Origin of the sequence: Streptomyces davaonensis JCM 4913, from assembly GCF_000349325.1 — a bacterium.
GTDB lineage: Bacteria > Actinomycetota > Actinomycetes > Streptomycetales > Streptomycetaceae > Streptomyces > Streptomyces davaonensis.
The window spans coordinates 4,470,357-4,495,230 of the sequence record NC_020504.1 but is presented as its reverse complement, the minus strand read 5'-3'; the positions used below and the strand labels follow the sequence as shown (position 1 = coordinate 4,495,230).

The 24,874-nt window shown below is 72.0% G+C and carries 20 protein-coding genes and 1 pseudogene; 18 read left to right on the top strand and 3 right to left on the bottom strand.

All coding sequences use genetic code 11. The features are described from left to right. Nucleotides 1-30 precede the first annotated feature (30 nt). From BN159_RS19695 to BN159_RS19665, 7 genes are all read left to right on the top strand, one after another. Nucleotides 31-486, top strand: a complete 456-nt coding sequence (locus tag BN159_RS19695) for a hypothetical protein (protein ID WP_015658746.1) — start codon at nucleotides 31-33, stop codon at nucleotides 484-486. Beyond that, complete coding sequence (locus tag BN159_RS19690; protein ID WP_015658745.1) at nucleotides 483-1,511, top strand: hypothetical protein; 1,029 nt, start codon at nucleotides 483-485, stop codon at nucleotides 1,509-1,511. The genes BN159_RS19695 and BN159_RS19690 overlap by 4 nt, the downstream gene beginning before the upstream one ends. Then, complete coding sequence (locus BN159_RS19685; RefSeq protein WP_015658744.1) at nucleotides 1,508-2,557, top strand: AAA family ATPase; 1,050 nt, start codon at nucleotides 1,508-1,510, stop codon at nucleotides 2,555-2,557. The genes BN159_RS19690 and BN159_RS19685 overlap by 4 nt, the downstream gene beginning before the upstream one ends. Before the next feature lie 3 nt (nucleotides 2,558-2,560). Then, nucleotides 2,561-4,435 (top strand): vWA domain-containing protein, encoded by a 1,875-nt coding sequence (locus BN159_RS19680; protein ID WP_015658743.1) that lies wholly within the window; start codon nucleotides 2,561-2,563, stop codon nucleotides 4,433-4,435. Then, nucleotides 4,432-5,748, top strand: a complete 1,317-nt coding sequence (locus tag BN159_RS19675) for a hypothetical protein (RefSeq protein ID WP_015658742.1) — start codon at nucleotides 4,432-4,434, stop codon at nucleotides 5,746-5,748. Before BN159_RS19680 ends, BN159_RS19675 begins: the two co-directional genes overlap by 4 nt. Beyond that, entirely contained in the window at nucleotides 5,745-9,338 is a 3,594-nt protein-coding gene (locus BN159_RS45790) for a tetratricopeptide repeat protein (protein WP_015658741.1), read from the top strand. The genes BN159_RS19675 and BN159_RS45790 overlap by 4 nt, the downstream gene beginning before the upstream one ends. A gap of 137 nt (nucleotides 9,339-9,475) precedes the next feature. Then, on the top strand, nucleotides 9,476-11,242 hold the full coding sequence (locus BN159_RS19665; protein ID WP_015658740.1) for a BACON domain-containing protein: 1,767 nt from the start codon (nucleotides 9,476-9,478) through the stop codon (nucleotides 11,240-11,242). Between the two features lie 151 nt (nucleotides 11,243-11,393). Here BN159_RS19665 and BN159_RS19660 read toward each other — a convergent pair whose 3' ends face one another. Beyond that, nucleotides 11,394-12,245: a hypothetical protein gene (locus BN159_RS19660; RefSeq protein ID WP_041819560.1), complete on the bottom strand. Its 852-nt coding sequence runs from the start codon at nucleotides 12,243-12,245 to the stop codon at nucleotides 11,394-11,396. Between the two features lie 83 nt (nucleotides 12,246-12,328). On the opposite strand from BN159_RS19660, the gene BN159_RS19655 reads away from it, so the two are divergent. The 4 genes from BN159_RS19655 to ilvD all read left to right on the top strand — a co-directional run bounded on the left by BN159_RS19655 (nucleotide 12,329) and on the right by ilvD (nucleotide 16,845). Beyond that, entirely contained in the window at nucleotides 12,329-13,261 is a 933-nt protein-coding gene (locus BN159_RS19655) for a Ppx/GppA phosphatase family protein (protein WP_015658738.1), read from the top strand. A gap of 163 nt (nucleotides 13,262-13,424) precedes the next feature. Beyond that, nucleotides 13,425-14,249 carry a sugar phosphate isomerase/epimerase family protein gene (locus BN159_RS19650; protein ID WP_041819558.1) on the top strand — a complete coding sequence of 275 codons (825 nt, stop codon included), beginning with the start codon at nucleotides 13,425-13,427 and terminating at the stop codon, nucleotides 14,247-14,249. Then, nucleotides 14,246-14,857, top strand: a complete 612-nt coding sequence (locus BN159_RS19645; protein ID WP_015658736.1) for a TetR/AcrR family transcriptional regulator — start codon at nucleotides 14,246-14,248, stop codon at nucleotides 14,855-14,857. The genes BN159_RS19650 and BN159_RS19645 overlap by 4 nt, the downstream gene beginning before the upstream one ends. 134 nt (nucleotides 14,858-14,991) lie before the next feature. After that, nucleotides 14,992-16,845: a dihydroxy-acid dehydratase gene (gene ilvD, locus BN159_RS19640; protein WP_015658735.1), complete on the top strand. Its 1,854-nt coding sequence runs from the start codon at nucleotides 14,992-14,994 to the stop codon at nucleotides 16,843-16,845. Between the two features lie 53 nt (nucleotides 16,846-16,898). Here ilvD and BN159_RS19635 read toward each other — a convergent pair whose 3' ends face one another. Then, complete coding sequence (locus BN159_RS19635; protein ID WP_015658734.1) at nucleotides 16,899-18,995, bottom strand: serine/threonine-protein kinase; 2,097 nt, start codon at nucleotides 18,993-18,995, stop codon at nucleotides 16,899-16,901. Between the two features lie 182 nt (nucleotides 18,996-19,177). Between BN159_RS19635 and BN159_RS19630 the strand changes: the two genes are divergently transcribed. The 5 genes and pseudogenes from BN159_RS19630 to BN159_RS19610 all read left to right on the top strand — a co-directional run bounded on the left by BN159_RS19630 (nucleotide 19,178) and on the right by BN159_RS19610 (nucleotide 21,582). Continuing rightward, nucleotides 19,178-19,510 carry an SH3 domain-containing protein gene (locus BN159_RS19630; protein ID WP_015658733.1) on the top strand — a complete coding sequence of 111 codons (333 nt, stop codon included), beginning with the start codon at nucleotides 19,178-19,180 and terminating at the stop codon, nucleotides 19,508-19,510. 75 nt (nucleotides 19,511-19,585) lie between these two features. After that, nucleotides 19,586-19,789, top strand: a pseudogene (locus BN159_RS19625) (hypothetical protein); the annotation flags it as partial. 27 nt (nucleotides 19,790-19,816) lie between these two features. Continuing rightward, complete coding sequence (locus BN159_RS19620) at nucleotides 19,817-20,158, top strand: SH3 domain-containing protein (RefSeq protein ID WP_015658731.1); 342 nt, start codon at nucleotides 19,817-19,819, stop codon at nucleotides 20,156-20,158. A 43-nt stretch (nucleotides 20,159-20,201) separates the two neighbouring features. Continuing rightward, the gene (locus BN159_RS19615; protein ID WP_015658730.1) at nucleotides 20,202-20,696 is read left to right on the top strand and encodes a hypothetical protein; all 495 of its coding nucleotides are present in this window, start codon (nucleotides 20,202-20,204) and stop codon (nucleotides 20,694-20,696) included. Nucleotides 20,697-20,814: 118 nt separating this feature from the next. After that, the gene (locus BN159_RS19610) at nucleotides 20,815-21,582 is read left to right on the top strand and encodes a class I SAM-dependent methyltransferase (protein ID WP_015658729.1); all 768 of its coding nucleotides are present in this window, start codon (nucleotides 20,815-20,817) and stop codon (nucleotides 21,580-21,582) included. Here the strand turns inward: BN159_RS19610 and BN159_RS19605 are convergent. Then, entirely contained in the window at nucleotides 21,546-23,000 is a 1,455-nt protein-coding gene (locus BN159_RS19605; RefSeq protein ID WP_015658728.1) for a SulP family inorganic anion transporter, read from the bottom strand. The two genes, BN159_RS19610 and BN159_RS19605, sit on opposite strands and share 37 nt — an antisense overlap. Nucleotides 23,001-23,239: 239 nt before the next feature. Here BN159_RS19605 and BN159_RS19600 point away from each other — a divergent pair, with 239 nt between their 5' ends. After that, on the top strand, nucleotides 23,240-24,061 hold the full coding sequence (locus BN159_RS19600; RefSeq protein WP_041819556.1) for an ABC transporter ATP-binding protein: 822 nt from the start codon (nucleotides 23,240-23,242) through the stop codon (nucleotides 24,059-24,061). Beyond that, nucleotides 24,058-24,858 carry an ABC transporter permease gene (locus BN159_RS19595; protein ID WP_015658726.1) on the top strand — a complete coding sequence of 267 codons (801 nt, stop codon included), beginning with the start codon at nucleotides 24,058-24,060 and terminating at the stop codon, nucleotides 24,856-24,858. Before BN159_RS19600 ends, BN159_RS19595 begins: the two co-directional genes overlap by 4 nt. Nucleotides 24,859-24,874: the final 16 nt, after the last annotated feature.

The window sequence follows — 24,874 nt, the reverse complement described above, 5'->3', positions numbered from 1 at the left end:
GCCGCGCCGCGGGGGCAGGAGGGTGGGCCGGTGCCGGACGACGACTTGGCCGCCTTGGCGCGGGAACTGTACGGCGGACTCGTCGATCCCGGACTGACCACGTATGACGTCGCCGTCGACGCGGATCCGCACCAGGACCGCGTGGCACCCCTCGCCCGCCGGATCGCGGCCCTCTTCCGGGACCATCCCACCTACGAGGGCGTGGCGATCCGGGTCCCCGGAGCCGCCGACGGCGCCGGCATAGGCATCAGCACGCGTGCGCGCATCCGCGAGTCCCTGGGCGTGGCAGGAACCCAGGCGCCCCCGGGCGGCGCCGCCGCGGACTGGGGGGCCGGTGACCGCGCCGGCCTGCCGGGCGTGTCGACGCACTACCGGGCCCTGCTGTTCGTGTGCCGGACCTGCGGCGGAGGCGAGTTACGCGCGTACTACGACGCCGGAAACCTCCCCCGGTGCACCGCCCACGGAGTGATGGAGCTGGTGCGGTGAAGCTCGGCGCATCGATGCAGCCGCCCGCCGGGCTCGCCGGGGGACGACGGTTCTTCCTGGTGGGCTATCTGCCGACGTACGCGGCGGCCTTCTTCCTCCTCGTGCTGTTCTGGGCGGGGGCACGCGGCTGGCGGCCCCCGGTCGACGGGACCCTCCGATTCAGCCGAGCCTGGGCGACGGCCGCCGCTCTGGGTGTCGGGGAGATATTGCTGCTCGTGCTGGGCGTCACCCTCGTCGCCGTCCTGCTGGCCCCGCTCCAGACCTCCGTCGTCCGGCTGCTGGAGGGCGCCTGGCCCGAGTGGCTCACCCGGGCCCGCTGGATCCGCGGGCGACAGTTGCGCAAGAAGCAGGCCTGGGAGCGGCGGACCGAACTGCCCGCCGTCGTCCCCGTCCCGCCCGGTCCCTCCGGTGTCTGGACGCAGTCCGTCCCCGTCGCGCCGGAGGTCGTACAGCGCGCTGGAGTGGCCGCCGACGAACTGCGTCGGCGCTATCCGCTGCGCGACCACCTGATCCGGCCCACCGCGCTGGGCAACGCCCTTGCCGCCGCCGAGGACACCGCGGGGCGCTCGTTCGGATACGACGCCGTGGTGGCGTGGCCGCGCCTGTACGCGGTGCTGGGGGAGCCGGTCCGGGCGGTCGTCGACGACCGCCGGGACACCATGGACGCCGCGGCCAGGATGGCGGTGACCACCTTGGTCACCGCCCTGATCGCGGCCGCCGCCTTGGCGCGGACCGGCTGGTGGCTGACGCTGGCGCTCCTGCCGCTGGCCGTGTCGTGGGTGGCCTACCGCGGAGCGGTGCGGGCGGCCATGGCCTACGGCGAGTCCCTGAACGTCGCCTTCGACCTGCACCGGTTCGCGCTGCTGGAGGCCCTGCGCGCACCGGTGCCCGAGGAGCCCGACGAGGAACGCAGGACCGCGGCCGCGTGGTGCGACCTGTGGCGCCAGGGCGTGCCCCTGCCGCCCGGCTTCCGCTACACCACGCCTCAGGACCAGGGCACCACCGGCGGACAGGGACAGCCATGACGGACACGGACGACGTGCGGGACGACCACGGCCACCCGGCCCAGGAGGACACCGAGTACGCCGAGGAGTGGGAACGCGAGGCCGCCCAGGAGGCGGCTGCCCTGGCGACCGTCCTGCCGTACTCACTGATCGTCGGCCAGGAGGAGCTGCGCACCGCGCTGGAGATCGCGTATGTCTGTCCGGCTGTCGGAGGTGTGCTCGCCACCGGGCAGCGCGGCACGGCGAAGACGACCACCGTGCGTGCCTTCACCAAGATGGCGGTGGGCGGCCTGCCCGTGACCATGCCGATCGGCGCGACCGACGACCGGGTGCTGGGCGGCTGGAAGATCAAGGAACTCATGCGGGGCAACACCCACAAGTCCGACGGTCTGCTGGTGCGGGCTTCGCAGTCCAAGGCCCGCATGCTGTACGTCGACGAGATCAACCTGCTCGACGACTACCTGGTCAACATCATCCTGGACGCGGCCTCGACCGGCATCCTCGCCCTGGAACGCGACCACCGCTCGGAACAGACGCAGCACGTGGAGTTCACCCTGGTCGGGACCATGAACCCGGACGAGGGCGGGCTGCGGCCCCAACTGCTGGACCGCTTCGGGCTCGTGGCCGCGGTCGAGTCCGAGTCCGAGGCGAGGCAGCGTCAGCGCATCGTCGAGACGGTGCTCAGATTCGAGACCGAACGCGGTGACCCGTCCTCGCAGTTCATGGCCGAGGCACTCCAGGCCGACGCCGACAAACGTGCCGCTCTGGAGGCCGCACGAGGCCGCCTGGGCGGCGTCGTGATCGAGCCCGTCGTCTACACCGGCTGTGCCGTGCTCGCCGAGGGCTTCCAACTCGCCGGTCACCGTGGGGAGATCGTCCTGCTGCGCGCCGCCCATGCCCTCGCGGCGATCGAGGGCGCGTCGCACGTGACCGTCCAGCACCTGAACGACGTGGCGAAATCGGCCCTGTTCCACCGCCGGGGCAGGGGCGACACGGGCACCCTGCCGTTGTGGGGCGAGGAGGACGACGACCAGGTGCGGGACCTGCTCGCGGGCGTCCGGGGCTGATCCATGCAGGACAGCCCCGCACCCGCGACACCGGACGGCCCGCGGGCCCTCGCCCGCCCGGAGCCGTCGGACGGAGAGTCCCCGAGGGAGCGTGCCGTCACCCGTGCCCTGACCCTGCTCGGCTGCGTCGCCACGGAACCCGACGCCGGCGGAGTGCTGTTCCTCGACCTCGACCCGGAGCTGCTGCCGGCCCTGGGGAGCTGGCTGGCCCGGCACATGGGAGCGGGGCGGGACGTACACACCCTGGGCTCCTGGCTCGGGGAGGACGAGCTGTGGCTGCGGCCCCGGCTGGACGACAGAGGGCTGCGTCTGGTGCCGGGCCTGCTGGTGGAGAAGCCCGGCGAGCCGCCCCCCGTGGTCCTCGTCCCCGACCTCGCCCAGGCCGGTCCCGCCGTTGTCCGGGCCGCCGTGACGCTGATCGGCGCCGACGTCGGACACGTCGAGATGCACGACCACAGTCTGCGCTGGCACCCCCGGGCACGCTGGCTGGCGGCCGTGGACCGGGCCGAGGCACCCCGGCTCTCCCCGCACCTGCTGGACCGGTTTCCGCTACGGGTCGAGGCGGAACACCTGAACGACGCCCTGTGGAGCCTGGGTACCGAACGGTTCTGGGACCTCCCCGCCGAACGCGAGTCCCTCGTCTCGGCGCTCCCTCTCCTTCCCTACGTACCGGAGGACGGGCCGCGCCCCCTGCTGACGCCGGGAGCGGGCCACCGGGTGGCGGCCATGGTCGCCGGGGTGGCGGGCATGCGGCGCGGCCTGGCCCTGGCCCGGACCGCACGGGCACTCGCCGCCCACGCGGGTGCCCGCCGCACCGAGGTACGGCATGTCATGGCGGCCGCCGACCTGCTCGGCATCCCGCTTCCCCGCCCCTCCCTCGACCCGCTGCTCCCGGAACCGCACGCCGGATCACATCCCACCGTCGTGCCGCCGATGGGACCGGAGCCGCCGCCTCCCGAGGTCTCCTACGCCCCCGGCCTCGCGGTCGAACCCGAACCACCCCTCGCGCTGCCCGAGACCGCGGTCACCCCGCGCGCGGCCAAGGAGCCGGCCCCCTACCCCGAGGACTCCCCGGACGCCCTGCCCCAACTCGGCTCCCTGCGCCCCCCGAACCGCCGCCGCACCGTGGCCAAGCGGCTCAACGGCCGCCCGGTCGGCACGATGCGCGCTCGTGACGTCCACGACCTCGCCCTGGTGCCGAGCCTGGTGGAGGCGGCCAAGACCCGGGTGCTCGACAAGTCACTGCGCACCGGACCGCTCACCCTGCGCGCGAAGGACCTGCGCCAGTACCGGCGGCGCCCCGAACCGGCCCACGCCCTGGTCCTGGTCCTCGACCACTCCTGCCGGGACTGGGACCACAGCGCCGCGCTCGCCCCGCATCTGCGCTGGGCCTACGAGTCGAACGCCGCGGTGACCGTGGTGGAGTTCGGGCACAGCGGTGCCGAACTCGAGCTGTGCGCCGAGCGCTTCCGGGCGCCCTCGCTGCTCCACCCCGGGCTGCTGGAAGCGCTGGAACGCGCGCCGGGCACCGCCAGCCCGCTCGCCCACGCCCTCGACCTCGGCGTCCACGAACTGCGGCGCTTCCTGCGCCGAGGACGCGCGGTGGTGGACGAGGTGCTGTTCGTCGTGGTCACCGACGGCCGGGGCAACGTCCCCCTGGACGCCAGTCTGCGCGGCCGTCCGCCGAGCGGCGTGCACCGCGAGGGCGTCGACGATGCCCTGTACGTCGCGGCCACGGCGGCGCCGCTGAACCGGATGCGGGCGGTGGTCATCGCACCCGACCTCGACCACTACGCCGAACTGCCCGCCGAACTCGCCGAGGCCCTCGGCGCGACGCTGGTCGTGACGCCCAGGAGCAGACCGGGGGCGCGACGATGACCACGGAGTCGACGAGCCTGCGCAGCAGACTCCACGCCGACATGGGTGCGGTGAGCGGATTACCGGACGACAGCACCGACTCGACCGGCGCCCCCCACTACGATCTCGACGGAGTCGAAGAGCCGCCCGAGGCCCAGGGGTTCGACCCCGAGAACGCCCACCTGTCCGACGAACTCCCGGCCGGTACGGCTCTGTTGTGCGTCAAGAGCACCACGTACGCGGGCCGCCCCAACTTCGAGCTGTATCTCCACCACCGAGGCGATGTGCGCACCGCCAATCGGCCCAGCGACCTCGACCATCGCGGCCGGCCCGACATCGGCCTGCCGCGCCTCGTCGAACTGGCGGCCCACTCCGGCTGGCGTTCCGCCTACCGCCGGCTCAAGGGCTGGTGGAAGACGGAGCCGACGCTGATGGCCTGGGTCGACTGGCTGAGATCGGCCGAGCGCCCGACGCTGGTGGTCTGGGACCAGACGCCGTACGAGATCCCCTGGGAGCTGCTCTACCGGCAGCGGATCGGAAGCGCCCCGGCCCTCGACCCGGCCGGTGACACCGGCGGCTGGGTCGGCGCCTCGGTGCCCGTGGTCCGCTGGACCACGGTGTGGGACGGCACCCGCGCCTCGCACTACGTCCCGCAGCCCCGAAAGCCCCGGGGCGGGGTGCTGGTCTACGAGGACCCCGAGTTCGCCGTCCCCCACGACCGCGTCGGCGAGCACGAGACGGGGACCCGCGCCACCACCATGACGGAGCTGCACCACCGTCTCAGGGACCGGCGGACCACCTTCGGGCTGCTCCTCATGCGCTGCCACGGCACCTACTCCACGGACCCCGACAAGTTCACGCTCGGCGACGTCTCGCTGCCCGAGCTGTCGGAGGACTGGCGGATGGACGCCCTGTACGAGAACGGCGCGGCCGTCCTCATCAACTCCTGCGTCTCGGCGCGTCCCGTCGCGGACGACCGGTACAACGCCGCCGTGCCCGCCACCTTCGCCGAGGTCTTCCTCCGCTGGGGCGCCGGCGCGGTCATCGCCACGCTCGCGGAGGTCAGCAAGGCCGACGCGCACGACTTCGCGGTGCGCCTGCTCGCCGGCGCACGCAAGCGACCGGTCAACCTCGCGGAAGCCCTCACCGAGCACCGCGCCCACCACGCCCGCGAGGCCGAGGCGGCGATCGTCGCGGGTGACGCGGAGCGCGCCGAAACGGCGATCGAGGGATTCTTCAACGGCTTCATGTACGCCTACTTCGGCCATCCGGGGACCACACTGTCCCTGGAGGCGCCGCACGCACAGGCATGCGCGGGGGGTGAGAGGCCGTGACCACTCGGACGGACCGGCCGTCCGTCCCCCTGCGGCCCCTCGTGAGCTGGCCCGAGGAGGCCGAGGCCGGGCGGCGGTACCTCGTCACGGTCGACGTCGAGTTCGACGCGGCCGACGGCGCCTGGCCGTACGACAGCGAGGAGTACGCCATCGGCTGCATGCTCGAGGGCGAACCCCGCCTCGCCGTCGAGTCCGTCGGCAACACCACGCTGGTCCTGCACCGCTTCGGCGGAACCTACGGCCCGGTCCGCTTCGTCACCTACCCGGTCGGCGACGGCCCCGGCGGTGACACGGCACTGCGGCTGACCCTGATCACCGCGGGCGGAGTGCCGTTCCGCAGCGAGCGTCTTCCGGTCCGGCTGAACGGCGCGGGCCAGGGCTCGCCGGTGACCGAGATCGAGGTGGCACTGCCGGCGCCGGGCGAACCGGAGGTCCCCGAGCCCGACGAGGAGGAGGCCGAGGAGGAGACCGGGACCGTCCTCATCCTGACCGCGTCCGACACGTTGCACGCGGCGGTGGCCGCCCGGCTGACCGACCGGAGACGGCTCGGTGACGGCCTGATCAGTGGCACTCTCGTCGGCACCGAACGGCATGCGGTCCTCATGCCCGCCGTCACCGCCCTGAACCGGCACGCGCCGTACCGGCAGGTGGCCATGGCGGCCGGTCGCGACCACGGTGCGACGCTGGTGATGTCCTTGGTGCACGGGCAAGGGGCGCAGCGCAGGCTGGAGTTCGGCGACGTCGTCGTGGCCACCGAGGTCGAGTTGCCCGGCCTGACCGTCAGACCTTCCCCACGGCTGGTGGACACGGCACGCGTGGTCATGGGCAACAGCGCCTACTACGAGCGGGTGCGTGCGGACAACCCGAGGGACGAGGTCTGCCTCACCGCCGCGTATGCCACTCCCGCCGCCGAGCACTTCACCGTCTGCGCGGTCGGCCGGGCAGCCGTGGACCGGGCCGCCGAGGTGCTGACCCGGGTACTCGGCAACGACGCGCCACGCACCGACCGCCTGTCGTTGCCCCCGGTGCCGGCGGCGTTCACCGGACGGGAGAGCGATCTCAATTATGTGCTGGGGCTCCTCGACGCCCGTGCGACGATCACCGAGCAGCGCTACACCCTGGTGAACGGCATGCCGGGAATCGGCAAGTCGGCGCTCGCGGTGGCGGCGGCGCGAGCGGCGGTGGAACGCGGCTGGTTCCCCGGCGGCGCCTACTGGATCCCGAGCGGGCCCGACGCGGCCGGCGCCGTGGCCCTCGCCCGCTCGCGGCTGCGCGAGGGCCGCTGGCCCGTGCTGATCGTGCACGACGGGACGACCTGGGAAGAGGCGACCCGGACCTGGAACATCACCGCCCGCAGCCGCTTCCACGTACTGCTCACCTCCCGCGGCGGGAGCGGGGTTCCCGAAGAACGACGCAGGGTGCTGCATCCCCTGTCCCTGGCGGCCTCGACGGCGGTTCTCGACGCACCGGGCTCCGAACGCCGAGCGGCGGAGGCGCTGGCCGACCTGTGCGGGGGCGTGCCGCTCGCCCTGCGTATCGCGGCGCACCAGCCCGGTCGGCTCGCCGAGACGCGTACCCACATCGAGGGGTCGGGCGGGATCTTCCATGCCTTCGACGATCTCAGGGACGTCTTCGACGCCGAGTACGCGAGCCTCACCTCCCGGTGCGCACGGACCCTGCGGCTGCTTGCGGCGGTACCGGGCGACGACCTCGGACCGGAGCCCACCGAGGAGCTGTTCTTCGGGGACGACGAGGCCGTTCGCGCATTGCTCGACACCGGCATGGCCGTCCGGCGCGACAGACGCCTGCGTGTGCTGGAACTGCCCAAGGCGTACGTCCAACAGGTGCTGACGGAGGACGAGGAGGTCCGGTCGGAGGCGGCTCAGGCCCGGGCACAGCTGCTGTCCTACTGCCTCGACCGCACCAAGGACGCCGTACGGGTTCTGGGCACGGAAGGCCGCCCGGGGGACGACCGTCCCGAGCGGCGGGAGGACGCGCTGGCCTGGCTGGACGGCGAGCACCCCAGCCTGATCGCGCAGATCCGCGAGTCGCCCGCGGACGCCGTGGACGCGCAGATCGTCGACCTCACCCTGCACCTGGTCGCCTACCTGAACTGGCGCAGGCACTTCGCGCTGAGCCTCGACTGCTGCACGGCGGCCCTGGAGCGGGACACGGGGCCGCGGGAGTCGGCGCAGCTGTGGAACCTGAGGGGCGAGGCGCTGTGCGGGACGGGCCAGTTGGCCGACGCGACCGCGGCGCACCTGCGCGCACTGGCCCTGCACGAGGAAGCTGGCGACGCGTGGGGGGCCGCGAAGGCGCGCGAAGCCCTGGGCCGGGTGGCCGAGGTCGGGGGACAGTGGGAGTCGGCGAGGGACCACTACACCGCGGCGCGGGACGCACTGGCGCGAGTGGGCGACCGTCGGGGTGAGGCGGCGGTGGAGCTGAGCCTCGGCTCGACTCTCCTCAAAATGGGCGGCTACGCGGAGGGGTTCGACACCCTGCGGCGGGCCACCGAGATCAGCCGCTCGCTCGGCGACCGCCCGGGCACGGCACGGGCTCTGCTCATCCGGGCCGAGGCGCTGTGCAGCACCGGGGGCGTGCAGGAGGCCATCGGTCCGGCGGACGAGGCCATCGCCCTGTACGGCGAACTCGGCGACGTGCACGCGCAGGCCCAGGCCATCGAGGTGCGTGCCCGGGCTCGTGAGGAACTGCATCAGTACCCGGCGGCCCGCGACGACTGGGAAGCGGCCAAGGAGGCGTACGAACAGGCCGGGGACACGACGGCCGCGTCCCGGGCCGACAGGCGTTCGGGCGTGGTCATCCGCGGCGCCTCGCGGGTCCGCTCCGACGCCAGTGTCCTGGTGATGGCGTCCGGCGCGGCCATGCGGCGTTCGTCCGTCCGCTGGAGCATCTACGTGTCCAAGGGATCCCGGTGGGACCCCAAGCACGTGAGCTACTCGTGGACCAGGCGCGAGGCGTTGATGCGTGAGCTGGCGAATCCGCTGCGCGGTGTTCTGGCCGGTACGGACACGCAGTACCGTCCGACGCCGGTGGCGTTCGCCCTGCCTCTGAGGTCCTTCGACCTGGCACCGCACACCTGGCCCGCCCCCGGACGCGAGTGGCAGTCCCTGGGGACGCAGCGGCCGGTGACGATCCGCTTCGCGGACCGGCCCGTGTCGTCGGCGAAGCAATGGTCCTCCGTCGACGCTGCGCTGCGTCGCGCGGAAGGCGTCTCCGCGTGGCATGTCCCGATCGGCGCGAATCCGGCGTCGGTGGGCGGCTGTCCGCGGGGTGCGTTCCCGGTTCTCTGCGGCCCCGTCAGCCGTGGCCCGGGCCGGGAGATCATGTCCCGGCTGCTCACGCGCGGCCACGGCGTGGTCCTGTGGACGACGGCCCCCCACCCGGGGAGCTGCGGCTCGGAGTGCGACCGCCTCCGGGCGTTCGTCGACCGCTTCCTCAGCGGCGTCGGTTCCGTCGCGGAGCTCCCGCGGGCCCTGTGGTGGCTGCGTGTCCAGGGTGGCGATCACCAGCTCTCCCTGCTCTACGACGAACCGGGCATGCACCTCCCCGGCTTCGACGTACCCGAGTAAGGAACCAGCCACGACGACCGGGAACCGGCCATGGAACGAGGCGTTCCTGTCCCCTTATGAGGGATCGTTTCACCCGTACGAATTAAATGTGCTCAAGGTGGGAGAAGGTGCCTCCCCGACGCGCCTACGGTCCACGGATGACGAGCAGCCGCCCGGAGACCTCCGCCCGCACCACCGGCGCACACCGAGCGCACCGAGAGGCGCGCGACCGAGGCGCGGCGCGCACCCTGGCGCAGCGCCCGCCCGCGCGCTACGAGCCGTACCTGGACGGCCTGTTCACCTACTGCCTCTCCGTGCTGTGCGACCACGACGCCGCGACCGCCGCCCTCGGCGACGTCCTCGCCCTGGCGGAGCGGCGCGGTCAGCGCGTCCCGGAGTCCGCCGCCGACCGCCGTGCCTGGCTGTACGCCCTCGCCCGCTGGTCCTGTCTGCGCAAGCTCGCCGAGGCCAAGCAGAAACGTCAGGCCACCCACGCCGCGGGCCGCCACGGCACCCACCGGCCACCGCCCGCCGCCCCGCCCGTCTCCGAGCGGGCCCAGGAGGAGCGCAGGAGGCAACTCGCCCTGCTCGCCTGGCCGGAGGCCGCCGGCACCACCCCCGAACAGCGCGAGGCGCTCGAACTCGCCGTACGCCACCACCTCGCCGCCCACGAGGTCGCCGCCGTCCTCGGCACCGACCCCGCCGCCGCCCGCGAGCTGCTCGCCTCCGCCGCCTGCGAGGTGGAGCGCACGCGCGCGGCCCTCGCCGTGGTGGAGACCGGCACCTGCCCGAGCGTCGCCCGCCTCACCGGCGACAACCAGCTCGTCCTGTCCACCGCCCTGCGCCGCGAGCTGGTCCGGCATGTCGACGACTGCCCCCGCTGCCGCCGTACCGCCGAGCGCGCGGTCCCCGGCCGTTGGCCCGGCGCCACCGTCACCCCCGCCGAACTGCCCGTCCTGGAGGCACCCCGCGCGGCCCTGCACGCCGCCATGGCGCACGTCCCACGCGCGCGGGGCACCGCGCCCCGGTTCGACCGGCGCGGATTCCCGATGGACCCCAAGGACCGGGCCGCCCGCCGGGACCGGCTGCGCGCGCGTGCCGTCACCACGACCGTCGTCGCCACCGTCGTCGCCGCGCCCGTGCTCGCCCTGTGGGCCGCCTACCGCTCCACGCCCACCGGCGAGGACGTCGAGGGCCGGGCGGCCAGCGCCAGCGAGGCGCAGGGCCCGGACGCCCTCGACGGCGAGGCGGCGGGCGGCGGCTACGAGAACGCGGGCAACGCCAGCAGCCCCGGCGGCCGCCACGCCAAGGGCGCCAGGCCCGACGTCACTGTCGAGGTCATCAGCGTCACCGGCGCCGGGAAGAAGGGCGCGGGACAGCTCGACGTCACCGCCGACAACAGCGGCGACACCACGCTCATCACCCTGACCGCCACCGGCGACGCCCCCGTGCGCTGGTCCGCCACCACCGGTGCGCCCTGGCTGTACCTGAGCCGCTCGTCGGGAACCCTCGCGCCCGGCAAGTCGTTCACGATCAAGGTGTACGTCGATCCGCTGCGGGAGCCGTCCGGGTACTGGACCGCACGGGTCGCCGTGTCGCCCGCCGGAGCCGTCGTCCGCATCGAGGGCTACGGCACCGCGCCGAGCCCCTCCGACCCGGGCCCCGGTCCCGGCAGTCCCGATCCGGCGCCCACCGACCCCACGCCGAGCGACCCGCCCCCGACGACGCCCGATCCCACGCCCACCGATCCGGAACCGACGCCCACCGATCCGGCGCCGACCGAACCCACGCCGACCGATCCGCCGCCCTCGTCCTCCGACCCGGATCCGCCGCCGTCCGGGACGGGAGAGCCGACCGATCCGGAAGGCTCGTCATCGCCGCCGCCGCCGAGCGACAGCGGCGACCCGAGCCCCTCCCAGTCCTAGTAGGGCCTGTCGTTTGGATCAGTCCGGCGTCGCGGGCTCTGGTGCGTGCATCTGCGGCGTTGTCGTCGGTTGCCGACGCTCCCCGTCGCCGCCCTCCTCCGCCTTGCAGTTGCACGCACCAGATCCCGACAGGCCCTAGCTGCCCCGGCCGTCAGCCCACCGGGTCCGCGGGATGCGGTGCCACCAGCGGCAGCTGCGAGGCCAGGCGCTGCTCGCACAGTTCGACCAGGCGGTCGTAGCCGGCCTTGCCCATCAGCTCGGTCAGCTCCGCGCGGTAGGAGACGTACACCGGGTCCCCGGCGCCGTGTGCCGAGGTCGCCGAGGTGCACCACCAGTGCAGGTCATGGCCGCCCGGGCCCCAGCCGCGGCGGTCGTACTCGCCGATCGACACCTGGAGCACGCGCGTGTCGTCGGGCCGGTCGATCCAGTCGTAGGTCCGCCGGACCGGAAGCTGCCAGCAGACGTCCGGCTTGGTCTCCAGCGGCTCCCGGCCCTCCTTGAGGGCGAGGATGTGCAGCGAGCAGCCCGCGCCACCGGCGAAGCCGGGACGGTTCTGGAAGATGCACGAACCCTGGTACGGGCGGGTCTGGCGCTCGCCGTCCTCGTCCGTGGAGACCCAGCCGGTCTCCATGCCCACGTCATGGTGCTGCCAGATCTCCGGCGTGAGCCTCGCCACGTACTCGGAGACCCGCTTCTCGTCGTCCTCGTCGGAGAAGTGGGCGCCCAGGGTGCAGCAGCCGTCGTCCGCGCGACCTGCTTGGATGCCCTGGCAGCCGCTGCCGAAGATGCAGTTCCAACGAGAGGTCAGCCATGTCAGATCGCACCGGAAGATCTGCTCGTCGTCTGCCGGATCGGGGAACTCCACCCACGCGCGTGCGAAGTCCAGGCCCTGCTCGTCCGCTGCCGAGGCCTTCCGCTTCGCCTTCTTCGATGGCTTCACCTGCGAAGAACCGCCGGATGATTTGGCCGTCTTCGGGTCCTTCGCCTTTTTCGTCTTTGGCACTCGTCCAGGGTAAGTCGCCCGGGACCCCGGCAGGGACCGCTCCGGGGGAGGTAGATGGCGCGGCTGGCAGTAGCGTTCCGTACATGAGACTCGGTGTCCTCGACGTGGGATCTAACACGGTGCATCTCCTGGTGGTGGATGCGCACCCGGGCGCGCGACCGCTGCCCGCGCACTCGCACAAGGCGGATCTGCGCCTTGCCCAACTGCTCGACGAGAGCGGAGCGATCGGTCCCGACGGGGTCGACAAGCTGATCTCGGTCGTCCAGGAGGCGCTTCAGGCGGCCGAGGACAAGGGCGTGGAGGATCTGCTGCCCTTCGCCACGTCCGCGGTGCGGGAGGCGAGCAACGCGGACGACGTCCTCGCGCGCGTGAAGGCCGAGACGGGGGTCGAGCTCCAGGTGCTGACCGGCGCCGAGGAGGCCCGGCTGACCTTCCTCGCCGTGCGCCGCTGGTTCGGCTGGTCGGCCGGGAAGCTGCTGGTGCTGGACATCGGCGGCGGCTCCCTGGAGATCGCCTACGGCATCGACGAGGAGCCGGACGCGGCGGTGTCGCTGCCGCTGGGCGCGGGACGGCTGACCGCCGGGTGGCTGCCGGCCGATCCGCCCGAGCCCGAGGACATCCGGGCGCTGCGTCGGCATGTCCGCGCCCAGATCGCTCGTACGGTCGGGGAGTTCAGCCGCTTCGGGCGCCCCGATCATGTCGTGGCCACGTCGAAGACGTTCAAGCAGCTCGCCCGGATCGCCGGTGCGGCGCGCTCCGCGGAGGGCCTGTACGTCCAGCGCGATCTCAAGCGGGAGTCCCTGGAGGCGTGGGTCCCCCAGCTCGCCGGGATGACCGCGGCGCAGCGCGCCGAGCTCCCCGGCGTCTCGGAGGGGCGCGCGGGGCAGCTGCTGGCGGGCGCGCTGGTCGCGGAGGGCGCGATGGACCTGTTCGGCGTGGAGACGCTGGAGATCTGCCCGTGGGCGCTGCGCGAGGGCGTGATCCTGCGGCGGCTGGACCACATGCCTACGGCGTGAGTGGGGGCGTACGCCAAGGGTCGCCCTCGATTCGCTCCCCCATCAGGCCGTACGCCCCTTGCTGCCCCGTCGCCTCCGGCGCACTGGCCGGTTTCTGTGCCCTATGTCTCCCGCAGCGGCATCGGAGCCCCGGTGCCCAGGTGTGCCCCTTACTCTGTCCCTCGTGGCAGAACCAGTGGTGCGCATCCCGGATGCGAAGGTCGCTCTGTCGACGGCCTCGGTCTATCCGGAGTCGACGGCGACGGCCTTCGAGATCGCGGCGCGCCTCGGGTACGACGGCGTCGAGGTCATGGTGTGGACCGATCCCGTCAGCCAGGACATCGAGGCCCTGCGCCGGCTCAGCGACTACCACCGCATCCCGATCCTCGCCGTGCACGCCCCCTGCCTGCTCATCACCCAGCGCGTGTGGTCCACCGACCCCTGGACCAAACTCCAGCGCGCCCAGGCGGCGGCCGAGAAGCTGGGCGCCAGTACGGTCGTGGTGCACCCCCCGTTCCGCTGGCAGCGCCAGTACGCGCGGGACTTCGTCGCCGGAATCTGGCGCATGGCGAACGAGACGGATGTGCGGTTCGCCGTCGAGAACATGTACCCCTGGCGCTACCGCGACCGCGAGATGCTCGCGTACGCCCCCGAGTGGGATGTCACGAAGGACGACTACCGTCACTTCACGGTCGATCTCAGCCACACGGCGACCGCCCGCACCGATGCCATCCATATGATCGACCGTATGGGTGACCGACTGGGACATGTGCACCTCGCCGACGGGCGCGGCTCGGCCAAGGACGAGCATCTGGTCCCCGGCCGCGGTACTCAGCCGTGCGCCGAGGTGCTGGAACGTCTCGCCCTGACCGGGTTCGACGGTCATGTCGTCATCGAGGTCAACACCCGCCGCGCCATGTCCAGCGCCGAGCGCGAGGCCGATCTCGCCGAGGCGCTCGCCTTCACCCGGCTCCATCTGGCCTCCGCCGTGAAGGTGCCCCGGCCGTGACCGACACCGCCGCTCCGCGCCGGGGGCGGGGCCGCCGTACGCGCAGTGAGTCCGCCGACACCCGAGCCCGGATCCTGGCCGTGGCCCGCGAGGAGTTCTCCGAGCGGGGATACGAGAAGACGTCCGTACGCGGGATCGCCAAGGCGGCCGGGGTGGACTCCGCGCTCGTGCACCACTACTTCGGCACCAAGGAACAGATCTTCGAGGCGGCCGTGGAGGTCGCCTTCGCCCCCGCGTTCCGGGCCCGCGACACCGTCGTCGACGGCCCCCTCGACGGCGTGGGCGAGCGGCTCACCCGGATGATCTTCGGGCTCTGGGAGAACCCGGTGACGAGGGCCCCGCTGCTCGCGATCGTCCGCTCGGCGGTGAACAACGAGAGCGCGGCCGCGGTCTTCCGCAAGCTGATCTCGGCCCAGTTGCTGCGCCGTATCGTCGAACAGCTCGACCTGCCCGACGCCGATCTGCGCACCGAGCTCGCGGCGGCGCAGCTGGTGGGTGTCGCGATGATGCGGTACGTCATCAAGATCGAGCCGATCGCGTCGGCGGATCCCGAGCAGATCATCGCGCGGGTGGCCCCCGTGGTGCAGGGGCATCTGACCAATCCCTGAGGCCGGGCGACAGAGTCAATCCGTGAGGCCCGGCGAACGAGACGTACGTCCCGTATTGCGGACAACGTGTCCGGCCCCTGGATGACCGGCGTACGCTCGATATCAGCCCTATCTGTCTGAAGGAGCGAGCGACGATGCCCGAGCTGAGGTCCCGCACAGTCACCCACGGCCGCAACATGGCGGGCGCCCGCGCCCTTATGCGCGCCTCCGGTGTACCGGGTGCGGACATCGGCCGTAAGCCGATCATCGCCGTCGCGAACTCCTTCACCGAGTTCGTGCCGGGCCACACCCACCTCCAGCCGGTCGGCCGGATCGTCAGCGAGGCGATCGTCGAGGCGGGCGGCATCCCGCGCGAGTTCAACACGATCGCGGTCGACGACGGCATCGCGATGGGTCACGGCGGGATGCTCTACTCCCTCCCCTCCCGCGACCTGATCGCGGACTCGGTCGAGTACATGGTCGAGGCCCACTGCGCCGACGCCCTGATCTGCATCTCCAACTGCGACAAGATCACCCCGGGCATGCTCAACGCCGCCCTGCGGCTGAACATCCCCACGGTCTTCGTCTCCGGCGGCCCGATGGAGTCCGGCCGCGCGACGCTGGTCGACGGCACGGTCCGTACGCTCGACCTGGTCGACGCGATCTCCGACGCGGTGAACGACAAGATCTCCGACGAGGACATCCTCCGTATCGAGGAGAACGCCTGTCCGACCTGCGGCTCCTGTTCCGGCATGTTCACCGCCAACTCGATGAACTGCCTGACGGAGGCCATCGGCCTCTCCCTGCCCGGCAACGGCTCGGTCCTGGCCACGCACACCGCGCGCAAGCAGCTCTACGTCGACGCCGCGCGCACGGTCATGGACATCACCCGGCGCTACTACGAGCAGGACGACGAGACGGTCCTGCCTCGCTCGATCGCCAACTTCGCGGCCTTCGAGAACGCCATGGCCCTCGACATCGCCATGGGCGGATCCACCAACACGATCCTGCACCTGCTGGCCGCGGCCCAGGAGGCGGGCGTCCCCTTCGGCCTCAACGAGATCGACGCGGTCTCGCGCCGGGTGCCGTGCCTGGCGAAGGTCGCGCCGAACGTCGCCAAGAACCGCACGTACTACATGGAGGACGTGCACCGCGCCGGCGGCATCCCGGCCCTGCTGGGCGAGTTGCATCGCGCGGGCCTGCTGAACGAGGACGTGAACTCGGTTCACAGCCCGTCTCTCGCCGACTGGCTCAAGACCTGGGACGTCCGCGGCGGCTCGCCCTCGCCGGAGGCCGTCGAACTGTGGCACGCGGCCCCCGGCTGCGCCCGCTCCGCCGAGGCCTTCTCCCAGTCCGAGCGCTGGGACTCCCTGGACGAGGACGCCGAGGGCGGCTGCATCCGCTCCGCCGAGCACGCGTACTCCAAGGACGGCGGCCTCGCGGTCCTCAAGGGCAACCTGGCGGTCGACGGCTGCGTGGTGAAGACGGCGGGTGTCGACGAGTCGATCTGGACCTTCGAGGGCCCGGCGGTCGTCTGCGAGTCGCAGGAGGAAGCCGTCCAGAAGATCCTGACCCAGCAGGTCAAGGAGGGCGACGTCGTCGTCATCCGCTACGAGGGCCCCAAGGGCGGCCCCGGTATGCAGGAGATGCTCTACCCGACCTCGTACCTGAAGGGCCGCGGCCTGGGCAAGGCCTGCGCCCTCATCACCGACGGCCGCTTCTCCGGTGGCACTTCGGGCCTGTCGATCGGCCACGCCTCCCCGGAGGCGGCGGGCGGCGGCACGATCGCCCTCGTCGAGGACGGCGACCGCATCCGCATCGACATCCCTGGTCGCTCGATCGAGTTGCTGGTCGACGACGCGGAACTCGCCCGCCGCGAGCAGGCGTTGAACGGGGTGTACGCCCCCAAGAACCGCGACCGCAAGGTGTCGGCGGCGCTTCGGGCCTACGCGGCGATGGCGACGAGCGCGGACAAGGGCGCGGTGCGGGATGTGAGCAAGCTGGGCTGAGGGGTTGGGTGTCGGGGCCGCCTCCCGTTGGCTGGGGGCGGCCCTTCGTCATGTCACCAGGTGGAGGGGTTGCGGGCGTCTACGGCGAAGACTGAGCCGTTGGGGGCGGAGGCGTAGATGTGGCGACCGACGATCACTGGGGCGGGCAGTCCGACCGCGACCTGGTCCGGTTTCGAACCGAGCCGCGGGGGCGTCTGCCCGGCGAGGCTGCCGTCCTGGGCGTCCATGGCGAGCAGCCGTCCGTCCAAGGCCGTGAAGAACACATGCCGCTCGTCGGTCACCGGAGCCGACCCCCGGGTCACCCCTGTCTCCGTACTCCACCGCTGTCGGCGTGCGTCCATGTCGACGGCCACCAGCGATCCGCCGTTGCCCAGAAGGTAGACGACGTCCCCGCGCACGGTGCCTTCCGGCTGCTGGACCGGTACGGGCAACTCCACGCGCACGGAGTTCTTGGTGTCGGGCGAGTAGCGGACCACGCTCGTCGCGTCCTCGTAGACCTTGCCGAGGGCGACGAAGTAGACGGACCCGTCGGCCGTTCCGACGGGCTTCAGCGCGCCGTCCAGCAGGGCATCCCACCGCACGTCACCCGTGTCGGGCTCCACGGCTGTGACGCGCGTGGTCGCGTCGTCCTGGGACCTGCTGATCGCGTAGGCCAGCGGGTCGCCGGGAAAGGAGGCGAAGTAGGGCAGCTCATGGCCGGGGACGTGGTGGCTCCACCGTGGCGCGCCGGTCGCGCCGTCCACCCCGCTCACCGCGCCGTCGGTGCCGGTGAGCAGGAGGCTGCCGCCTGCGTACGCGAGCCCGCTGTACGGAGGCACGTCCCGCTGCCACTTGGGCTTGCCCGTGGCCGGGTCGAGCGCCTTCAGGCTGCGGCTGAGGTCCAGCCAGGGATGTACGAGTCCACCAGTGACGGCAGGTGGCCCGACCCGAGTCCCGGAAACGGCGTGTCGCCACAGCACCCGTCCGTCGAGGGGGTCCAGAGCGAACACCACACCGGACTGCGCGCAGAGCAACTTGCTTGCCCCGTACGAACACTGGGGCACGGTAGCCGACCCCGAGACCGACGCGGTCTCCCACGAACTGAACGCGGCCGAGGTCTTTCCGGTGCCGTTCCCCGCGGGTGCCGGCTCGTCGCCCGCCATCCGAACCGCCGTGAACGCCCCGCCCATGACGAGCGCCAGCACGGCTGCTGTGAGGGCCGTCCGTCGGCCCCGGAACTTCCCGAGCCGCCGCCGCACCTCCGGCTTCTCGGCGGGGACTCGGGGAGCCTTGGGCTCCGGGCTCGTCCGCTGAGCCGGAATGAACGCCTGCGTGTCGTACGAGGCCGCCACCGACCGCAGCTCACGCATCAACTCGTCCGGCGTGGGCCGGTCCTCGGGCTCCTTGGCGAGGCACCGGCCGATCAGCGGCGCGAGATTCTCCGGCACCCCGGTCAAATCCGGCTCGTCGTGGACGACTTGGTACGCGACGACATACGGACTGTCGGAGTCGAACGGCCCCCGCCCCGTCGCCGCGTGCACCATCACCGACCCCAGCGCGAAGATGTCGGCGGCGGGCCCCACCTCGCGCGGCCGCCGGAACTGCTCCGGCGCCATGAACGGCGGCGTCCCGATCAACTTCCCGGTCTCGGTCCGCAGTTCACTGTCCTTTGGCCGAGAAATGCCGAAGTCGATGACCTTCGGCCCGTCCTCGGCGAGCAGCACGTTGCTCGGCTTCAGATCCCGGTGCACGACTCCCACGCGATGGATGTCACGCAGCGCCTCCGCCAGCCCGGCCATCAGCCGACGCAACTGCTCCGGGGCCATGGCGCCATTCCGCTTCACCTGGTCGGAGAGCGTCGGCCCGGGTATGAACAGCGTGGCCATCCAGGGCCGTTCGGCATCCGGATCGGCATCGACGACGGACGCGGTGAAGGCGCCGCTGACCTTCCGCGCCGCCGCTATCTCCTGCCGAAAACGCCCTCTGAACTCGCGATCCCTGGCGAACTCGGCATGCACGACCTTCACCGCGAGCTTCATCCCCGAGGTGCTGCGCGCCAGATGCACGACACCCATGCCGCCGGAGCCCAGGCAGGACTCAAGACGGTAGTGACCGGCGTACTCGGGAAGTTCCGCTTCCGCGCCCGCTCCGGCGTTCCGCTGTGGCGCCATGGGACCACCCCCGTGCTGTTCGTCCGCGCGCGCGACGCACGGAGCCTAGTCGATGATTCGTACGGGACAGAGGCGGCTTGCTAGCCTCTGCGTGCGAATTACGTACGCGTGTTTCGTGGCGTGATTCAGGGGAATCATCGGGGCCCCATGGCAGCCATGGGGTTCAACGGGGGAGGTCTTTCATGTCTGTTGACCGTGTCGACGAAGTGTCCGAGGCGGAGAGCGGAGACGCGACGGAGGCAGTCGCCATGGCCGCCGAGGCGGTGCGCTACTACTCGGTCGCACCGGGCGTCCGCCTCAACGTCCGCAGCGGACCGGGCACCAACTACCCCATCACCCGCGTCCTGTCCGAGGGCGTCAAGGTCCCGATCTACTGCCAGTCGCCCGGCACGTGGGTCAGCGGTCCTTACGGCACGTCGAACATCTGGGACAACATCGCCAATTACGAGTTTGTCTCAGACGCGTACGTGAACACCGGCAGCGACGGCTACGTCCGTCCGCGCTGCTCGCTCTGACAATCGCCGATCACGGAGGGCACACACGCTTCGCCGTAGACGCACGGCCGTCCTTCTCGCCGCGGTTGCGGGCGCGTTTCTCATGGTCCGGGATACAGCATCGTGCGCGTGTTGCCCGAAGGCTCCCGTGTCTCCATCTACTGCCAGACGCCGGGCGAGACCGTGACCGGCCCGTACGGCACCAGCAGGATCTGGGACAACATCAGCAACGGCGAGTTCGTCTCGGACGCGTACGTGAACACCGGCAGCGACGGCTACGTGGCCTCCCGCTGCGGCTGACCCCCACAGAAAAGGAACAAGAACAACATGACCTCGCGCGGTCGTAGATCCCTCCTCCTCGCCGGCGCCACCACCGGCGCCTTTCTCATGGTCCTCGGCATCTCGCCGACGGCCAGCGCCGCCACGTACTACGACGTCGCCCCGGGCGTTCAGCTCAATGTGCGCCGGGGCCCGGGCACGCAGTACCCCATCGTGCGCACCCTGCCGGTGGGCGCCAAGGTCGCGATCTACTGCCAGACGCCGGGCGAGACCGTGACCGGCCCGTACGGCACCAGCAACATCTGGGACAACATCGACAGCGGCGAGTACGTCGCGGACGCGTACGTGAAGACGGGCAGCGACGGCTACGTCCGTCCGCGCTGCGCCTGAACCCCTTCGGAGGCCCACGGCCGGGCGGAGCCATAATCGACGCGTGAGCGACGAGAACGGCACCCCAGACCCGGCCGCGGGCCCCCGCCCCGAGCCCATCCGCTTCTTCGGCACGACCTGGGTCGACCACACGGACGGGTACACGGCCCGCCGGATCGGCGTCGCCGTCGGCGCGCTGGTTGCCGCGGCGGTGTCCTGCCTGGTGCTCCGGTTCGCCTATCAGGGCCTTCAGATCGCCGCGGTCGGCAGCCTCGTCACGGTCCTGATGGTCGTGATGTTCGCGATCTGCAGCGCCCTCGCCTTCCGCAACACTTGGGACGGCTTCACCCGGCGCCCCGATCCCGCCCGCCAGGCCTCTCTGCGCGGCCTGCTCACCATCGGCTTCGTCGGCTCCCTGCTCGCCTACTTCTTCCGCGCCCTCACCGAGGCCCCCGGCGAGAAGCTCCACCGCGAGGAGTACGAGACCGCCCGGGAGCAGTACGAGAAGCGCACCAAGCGCCGCTCGGGCAACCCGTCGAAGAAGCGCCGCCGCGCCTGAACCTCCCTCCCAGCCGGGCACCTGCCGGCCGGGCACCTCCCAGCCGGTTGCCTCCCAGCCGGTCGCCTCTTACCGAAAACCCATCGCCCCCACGGCCCACCCCGTCCACCATGGCCCCATGACGGCAGCCTCCTTCCACCCCGGCCGCGCCCACTCCTTCAACGCCGCCGCGGCCCAGTACGCCGCCAACCGCCCCTCCTACCCGCCCGCCCTCCTGGACGCCGTCGAGGAACTCGCCGGCCGCCCGCTCGCCGGAGCCCGGGTCGTGGACATCGGCGCCGGTACGGGCATCGCCACCGCCCTGCTGCACGCCCGCGGCGCCGACGTCATCGCCGTGGAACCCGGCGAAGGCATGGCCGCCCAGTTCCGCCGGGCCCACCCCGGCATCCCCATCGTCCGCGGCGACGGCAACGCCCTGCCCCTCGCCGACTCCAGCGCCGACCTCCTCACCAGCGCCCAGGCCTGGCACTGGACCGACCCGGTCCGGGCGATCCCCGAGGCCCTGCGCGTCCTGCGTCCCGGTGGCGCGCTCGCCCTGTGGTGGAACACCTACGCCCTCGACATCCCCTGGATCGCCGCCCAGGCCGAGCGCATCCAGAGCCACTTCGGCATCGACCCCGTCGTGGAGAAGAGCGGCACCGGCAGCCGCGCCGCCGATCCCGACGGCCGCCTCGACTTCACCCGGCGCGTGGTCCGCTGGAGCCGCCACGTCCCCGTCGACACCCACCTGGCCAACCTCGGCAGCCACTCGATCTTCCTGGTGCACGGCGAGGAGGCGAGCACCACCTTCCTCACCGAGGAGCGCGCCCGCTTGCTGAGCGCCTTCCCCGAGGGCACCGTCGAGGAGACCTACGACGTCGACCTCCTGGTCGCGACCAAGCCATAACCCTCCTCTCCGCCGGCCTTTCCGCGCGCCGCGGCCCACCCCTCCAGGGCCGCGGCACAGGCATGGTCCAGATGCCGCAGCCCGCCCAGCTCCAGCCGCACCTCACGGTCCCGGGGCAGCGCCTCCAACGCGTCGAGCAGCTTCGGCAGCCGCAGGAACGTCGCATGCCCCAGCACCCGTACGACGATCCCGGCGTCCCCCCGGTCCTCGGTCTCCACGTGCACATGGCTCGCGTCCCACGCCGTCTTCGCCACGGCAAGCGCCAGCCCCAACAGCACCCCCTCGAACAGATTCCCCAGCACGATCGCCCCGGCCGTCACCCCCAGCACGACCACTTCTCCCCGGTGCCCGCGCCACAGCGCCACCACCTCCCGCACCGGCACGAGCTTGCAGCCGGCGTGCACCAGCAGCCCGGCCAGCGCGGCCACCGGAATCACCCCGAGAACCCCCGGCAGTACGGCCGTGAACACCAGCAGCCACACCCCGTGCAGCACTCGCGAGGCCTTGGTCCGCGCCCCGGCCTGGAGATTCGCCGCACTCCGCACGATCACCGCCGTCATCGGCAGCGCCCCGAGCGCCCCGCACACCGTGTTCCCGGCGCCCTGCGCGATCAACTCCCGGTCGTAGTCGGTCCGCCGCCCCTGGTGCAGCCGGTCCACCGCCGCCGCGCTGAACAACGACTCCGCCGACGCGATCAGCGCGAACGCCACCACGGTCCCGATCACCCCCACTTCCGTGAGCCGCCCGAGATCCGCCGCCTCGGGCACCCGCACCGACTCCCACAGCCCCCGCACCTCGACCCGCCGCACCTCCAGGTCGAACACCCCGGTCACCGCCGCCACCAGCGCCACCGCCACCAGCGGCGCGGGCACCAGCCGAGCCCCCCGCCGCCACCTCGGCCACAGCAGCAGTACGGCCATGGTGGCGGCCCCCACTGACAACGCCACCGGATCCACCCGCCCCGGCAGCGACACCAGCCCGACGAGCTTCCCGAGCCCGTCGGCGGGCGCCGCCGCGTCCCCGAGCGCGTACACCTGCCCGGCGACCAGCACCAGCCCGATCCCGGCGAGCATCCCTTGCACCACGGCCACGGACACGGCCCGGAACCACCGCCCGAGCCGCAGCGCCCCCAGCGCGAGCTGCACCAGCCCCGCCCCGAGCACCAGCACCCCGAGCACCTCGATCCCATGCGCCCGCACGGCCTCGTACACCAGCACGGTCAGCCCCGCCGCGGGGCCGCTGACCTGAAGGCTGCTGCCGGGCAGCGCCCCGGCGACCAGCCCGCCGACTATCCCGGTCATCAGCCCCAGCTCGGCGGGCACACCGGAGGCCACGGCCACGCCCACACAGAGCGGCAGGGCCACGAGGAACACGACGAGAGAAGCGAACAGATCGGCCTTGCCTACGCCACGGCGCATCACAACAGCACCTCCGGTTGCGAAAGGGAGATGCGCGGGCGCCGCACCGGGGGAGTGCACGGCGAACTGAAACCCATTGTCAGGAACAGACGGCCCCTCCCGCATCGACTTCCGGCGACGCCCCGAGGTCGATGGAGGCGCACAAACCGGACCACCTGACTCCGATCACTCCGCCACGCGCCTGCGCCGTTCAGTGCAACCACTTGACGACACCCCTTGCTCGGGTGGCTAATCAGCACATGATGAATATCAGTTCCGGCCCACCACTCACGGGAACACCTCCAAACATGGATAAATCGCCCGCCGTCCGCGCCGAGGGCCTCACCGTCGCCCGCGGCAGCCGCACCGTCCTGCGCGGCATCGACTTCACCGTCCCCCGAGGCCAGATCACCGGCCTCCTCGGCCCCTCCGGCTGCGGCAAATCAACCCTCATGCGCTCCATCGTCGGCACCCAGGCCAAGGTCACCGGCACCCTCGACGTCCTCGGCCACCCCGCCGGCCACCCCGAACTGCGCACCCGCATCGGATACGTCACCCAAGCCCCCTCCGTCTACGACGACCTGACGGTCCGCCAGAACCTCGACTATTTCGCGGCGATCCTCGCCCCTGGCCACGGCGCCGCCGACCGGCGCCACGAGAACGTCACCCGCGCCATCCAGGACGTCGACCTCACCAGCCACACCGACGCCCTCGCCGGAAACCTCTCCGGCGGCCAGCGCAGCCGCGTCTCCCTCGCCGTCGCCCTCCTCGGCACCCCCGAACTCCTGGTCCTCGACGAACCCACCGTCGGCCTCGACCCCGTCCTGCGCCGCGACCTGTGGAACCTCTTCCACGACATCGCCGCCCGCCGCGGCGCCACCCTCCTCATCTCCTCCCACGTCATGGACGAGGCCGAGCGCTGCCACCGCCTCCTCCTCATGCGCGAAGGCCAGATCCTCGCCGACGACACCCCCGACGCCCTGCGCACCCGCACCGACTCCGAGACCGTCGAAGCGGCGTTCCTGCACCTGGTGGACGAGGCGGTCGCGGCCGCCGCCCGCGAGAAAGAGACCACCCGATGAGCACCACGACGCACCCAACCGGCGCACCCGCCACGGTCAGCGCCGCCCCGACCAGCGCCCTGAACCTCTCCCGCACCACCGCCACCGCGGCCCGGGTCCTGCGCCAGCTCCGCCACGACCCGCGCAGCATCGCGCTGATGATCCTTGTCCCGTGCGTGATGCTCTTCCTGCTGCGCTACGTCTTCGACGGCAACCCGCAGACCTTCGACAACATCGGCGCATCACTCCTCGGGATCTTCCCGCTGATCACGATGTTCCTGGTCACCTCCATCGCCACCCTGCGCGAACGCACCTCGGGCACCCTCGAACGGCTCCTCGCCATGCCCCTCGGCAAAGGCGACCTGATCGCCGGCTACGCCCTCGCCTTCGGCACCATCGCGATCATCCAGTCCGCCCTCGCCACCGCCCTCGCCCTGTGGGGCCTCGGTCTGGACGTCACCGGCAGCCCCTGGCTGCTGCTCCTGGTCGCCCTCCTCGACGCACTCCTCGGCACCGCACTCGGCCTCTTCGTCTCCGCGTTCGCGGCCTCCGAATTCCAGGCCGTCCAGTTCATGCCAGCCGTGATCTTCCCCCAACTCCTCCTCTGCGGACTGTTCACCCCGCGCGACAACATGCACCCCGTCCTGGAGGCCATTTCCAACGTCCTCCCCATGTCCTACGCCGTGGACGGCATGAACGAAGTCCTCAAGCACACCGACATGACGGCCGCCTTCGTCCGCGACGCCCTGATCGTCGCCGGCTGCGCCCTCTTCGTCCTCGCCCTCGGCGCCGCCACCCTGCGCCGCCGCACCACCTGACCCTCGAGCCCACGTC

Coding starts and splice junctions, on each gene's coding strand:
- BN159_RS19685 (WP_015658744.1), top strand. CDS start 1,508: ATGACGGACACGGACGACGTGCGGGACGACCACGGCCACCCGGCCCAG.
- BN159_RS19680 (WP_015658743.1), top strand. CDS start 2,561: ATGCAGGACAGCCCCGCACCCGCGACACCGGACGGCCCGCGGGCCCTC.
- BN159_RS19675 (WP_015658742.1), top strand. CDS start 4,432: ATGACCACGGAGTCGACGAGCCTGCGCAGCAGACTCCACGCCGACATG.
- BN159_RS19665 (WP_015658740.1), top strand. CDS start 9,476: ATGACGAGCAGCCGCCCGGAGACCTCCGCCCGCACCACCGGCGCACAC.
- BN159_RS19655 (WP_015658738.1), top strand. CDS start 12,329: ATGAGACTCGGTGTCCTCGACGTGGGATCTAACACGGTGCATCTCCTG.
- ilvD (WP_015658735.1), top strand. CDS start 14,992: ATGCCCGAGCTGAGGTCCCGCACAGTCACCCACGGCCGCAACATGGCG.
- BN159_RS19635 (WP_015658734.1), bottom strand. CDS start 18,995: ATGGCGCCACAGCGGAACGCCGGAGCGGGCGCGGAAGCGGAACTTCCC.
- BN159_RS19630 (WP_015658733.1), top strand. CDS start 19,178: ATGTCTGTTGACCGTGTCGACGAAGTGTCCGAGGCGGAGAGCGGAGAC.
- BN159_RS19620 (WP_015658731.1), top strand. CDS start 19,817: ATGACCTCGCGCGGTCGTAGATCCCTCCTCCTCGCCGGCGCCACCACC.
- BN159_RS19610 (WP_015658729.1), top strand. CDS start 20,815: ATGACGGCAGCCTCCTTCCACCCCGGCCGCGCCCACTCCTTCAACGCC.
- BN159_RS19605 (WP_015658728.1), bottom strand. CDS start 23,000: ATGCGCCGTGGCGTAGGCAAGGCCGATCTGTTCGCTTCTCTCGTCGTG.
- BN159_RS19600 (WP_041819556.1), top strand. CDS start 23,240: ATGATGAATATCAGTTCCGGCCCACCACTCACGGGAACACCTCCAAAC.
- BN159_RS19595 (WP_015658726.1), top strand. CDS start 24,058: ATGAGCACCACGACGCACCCAACCGGCGCACCCGCCACGGTCAGCGCC.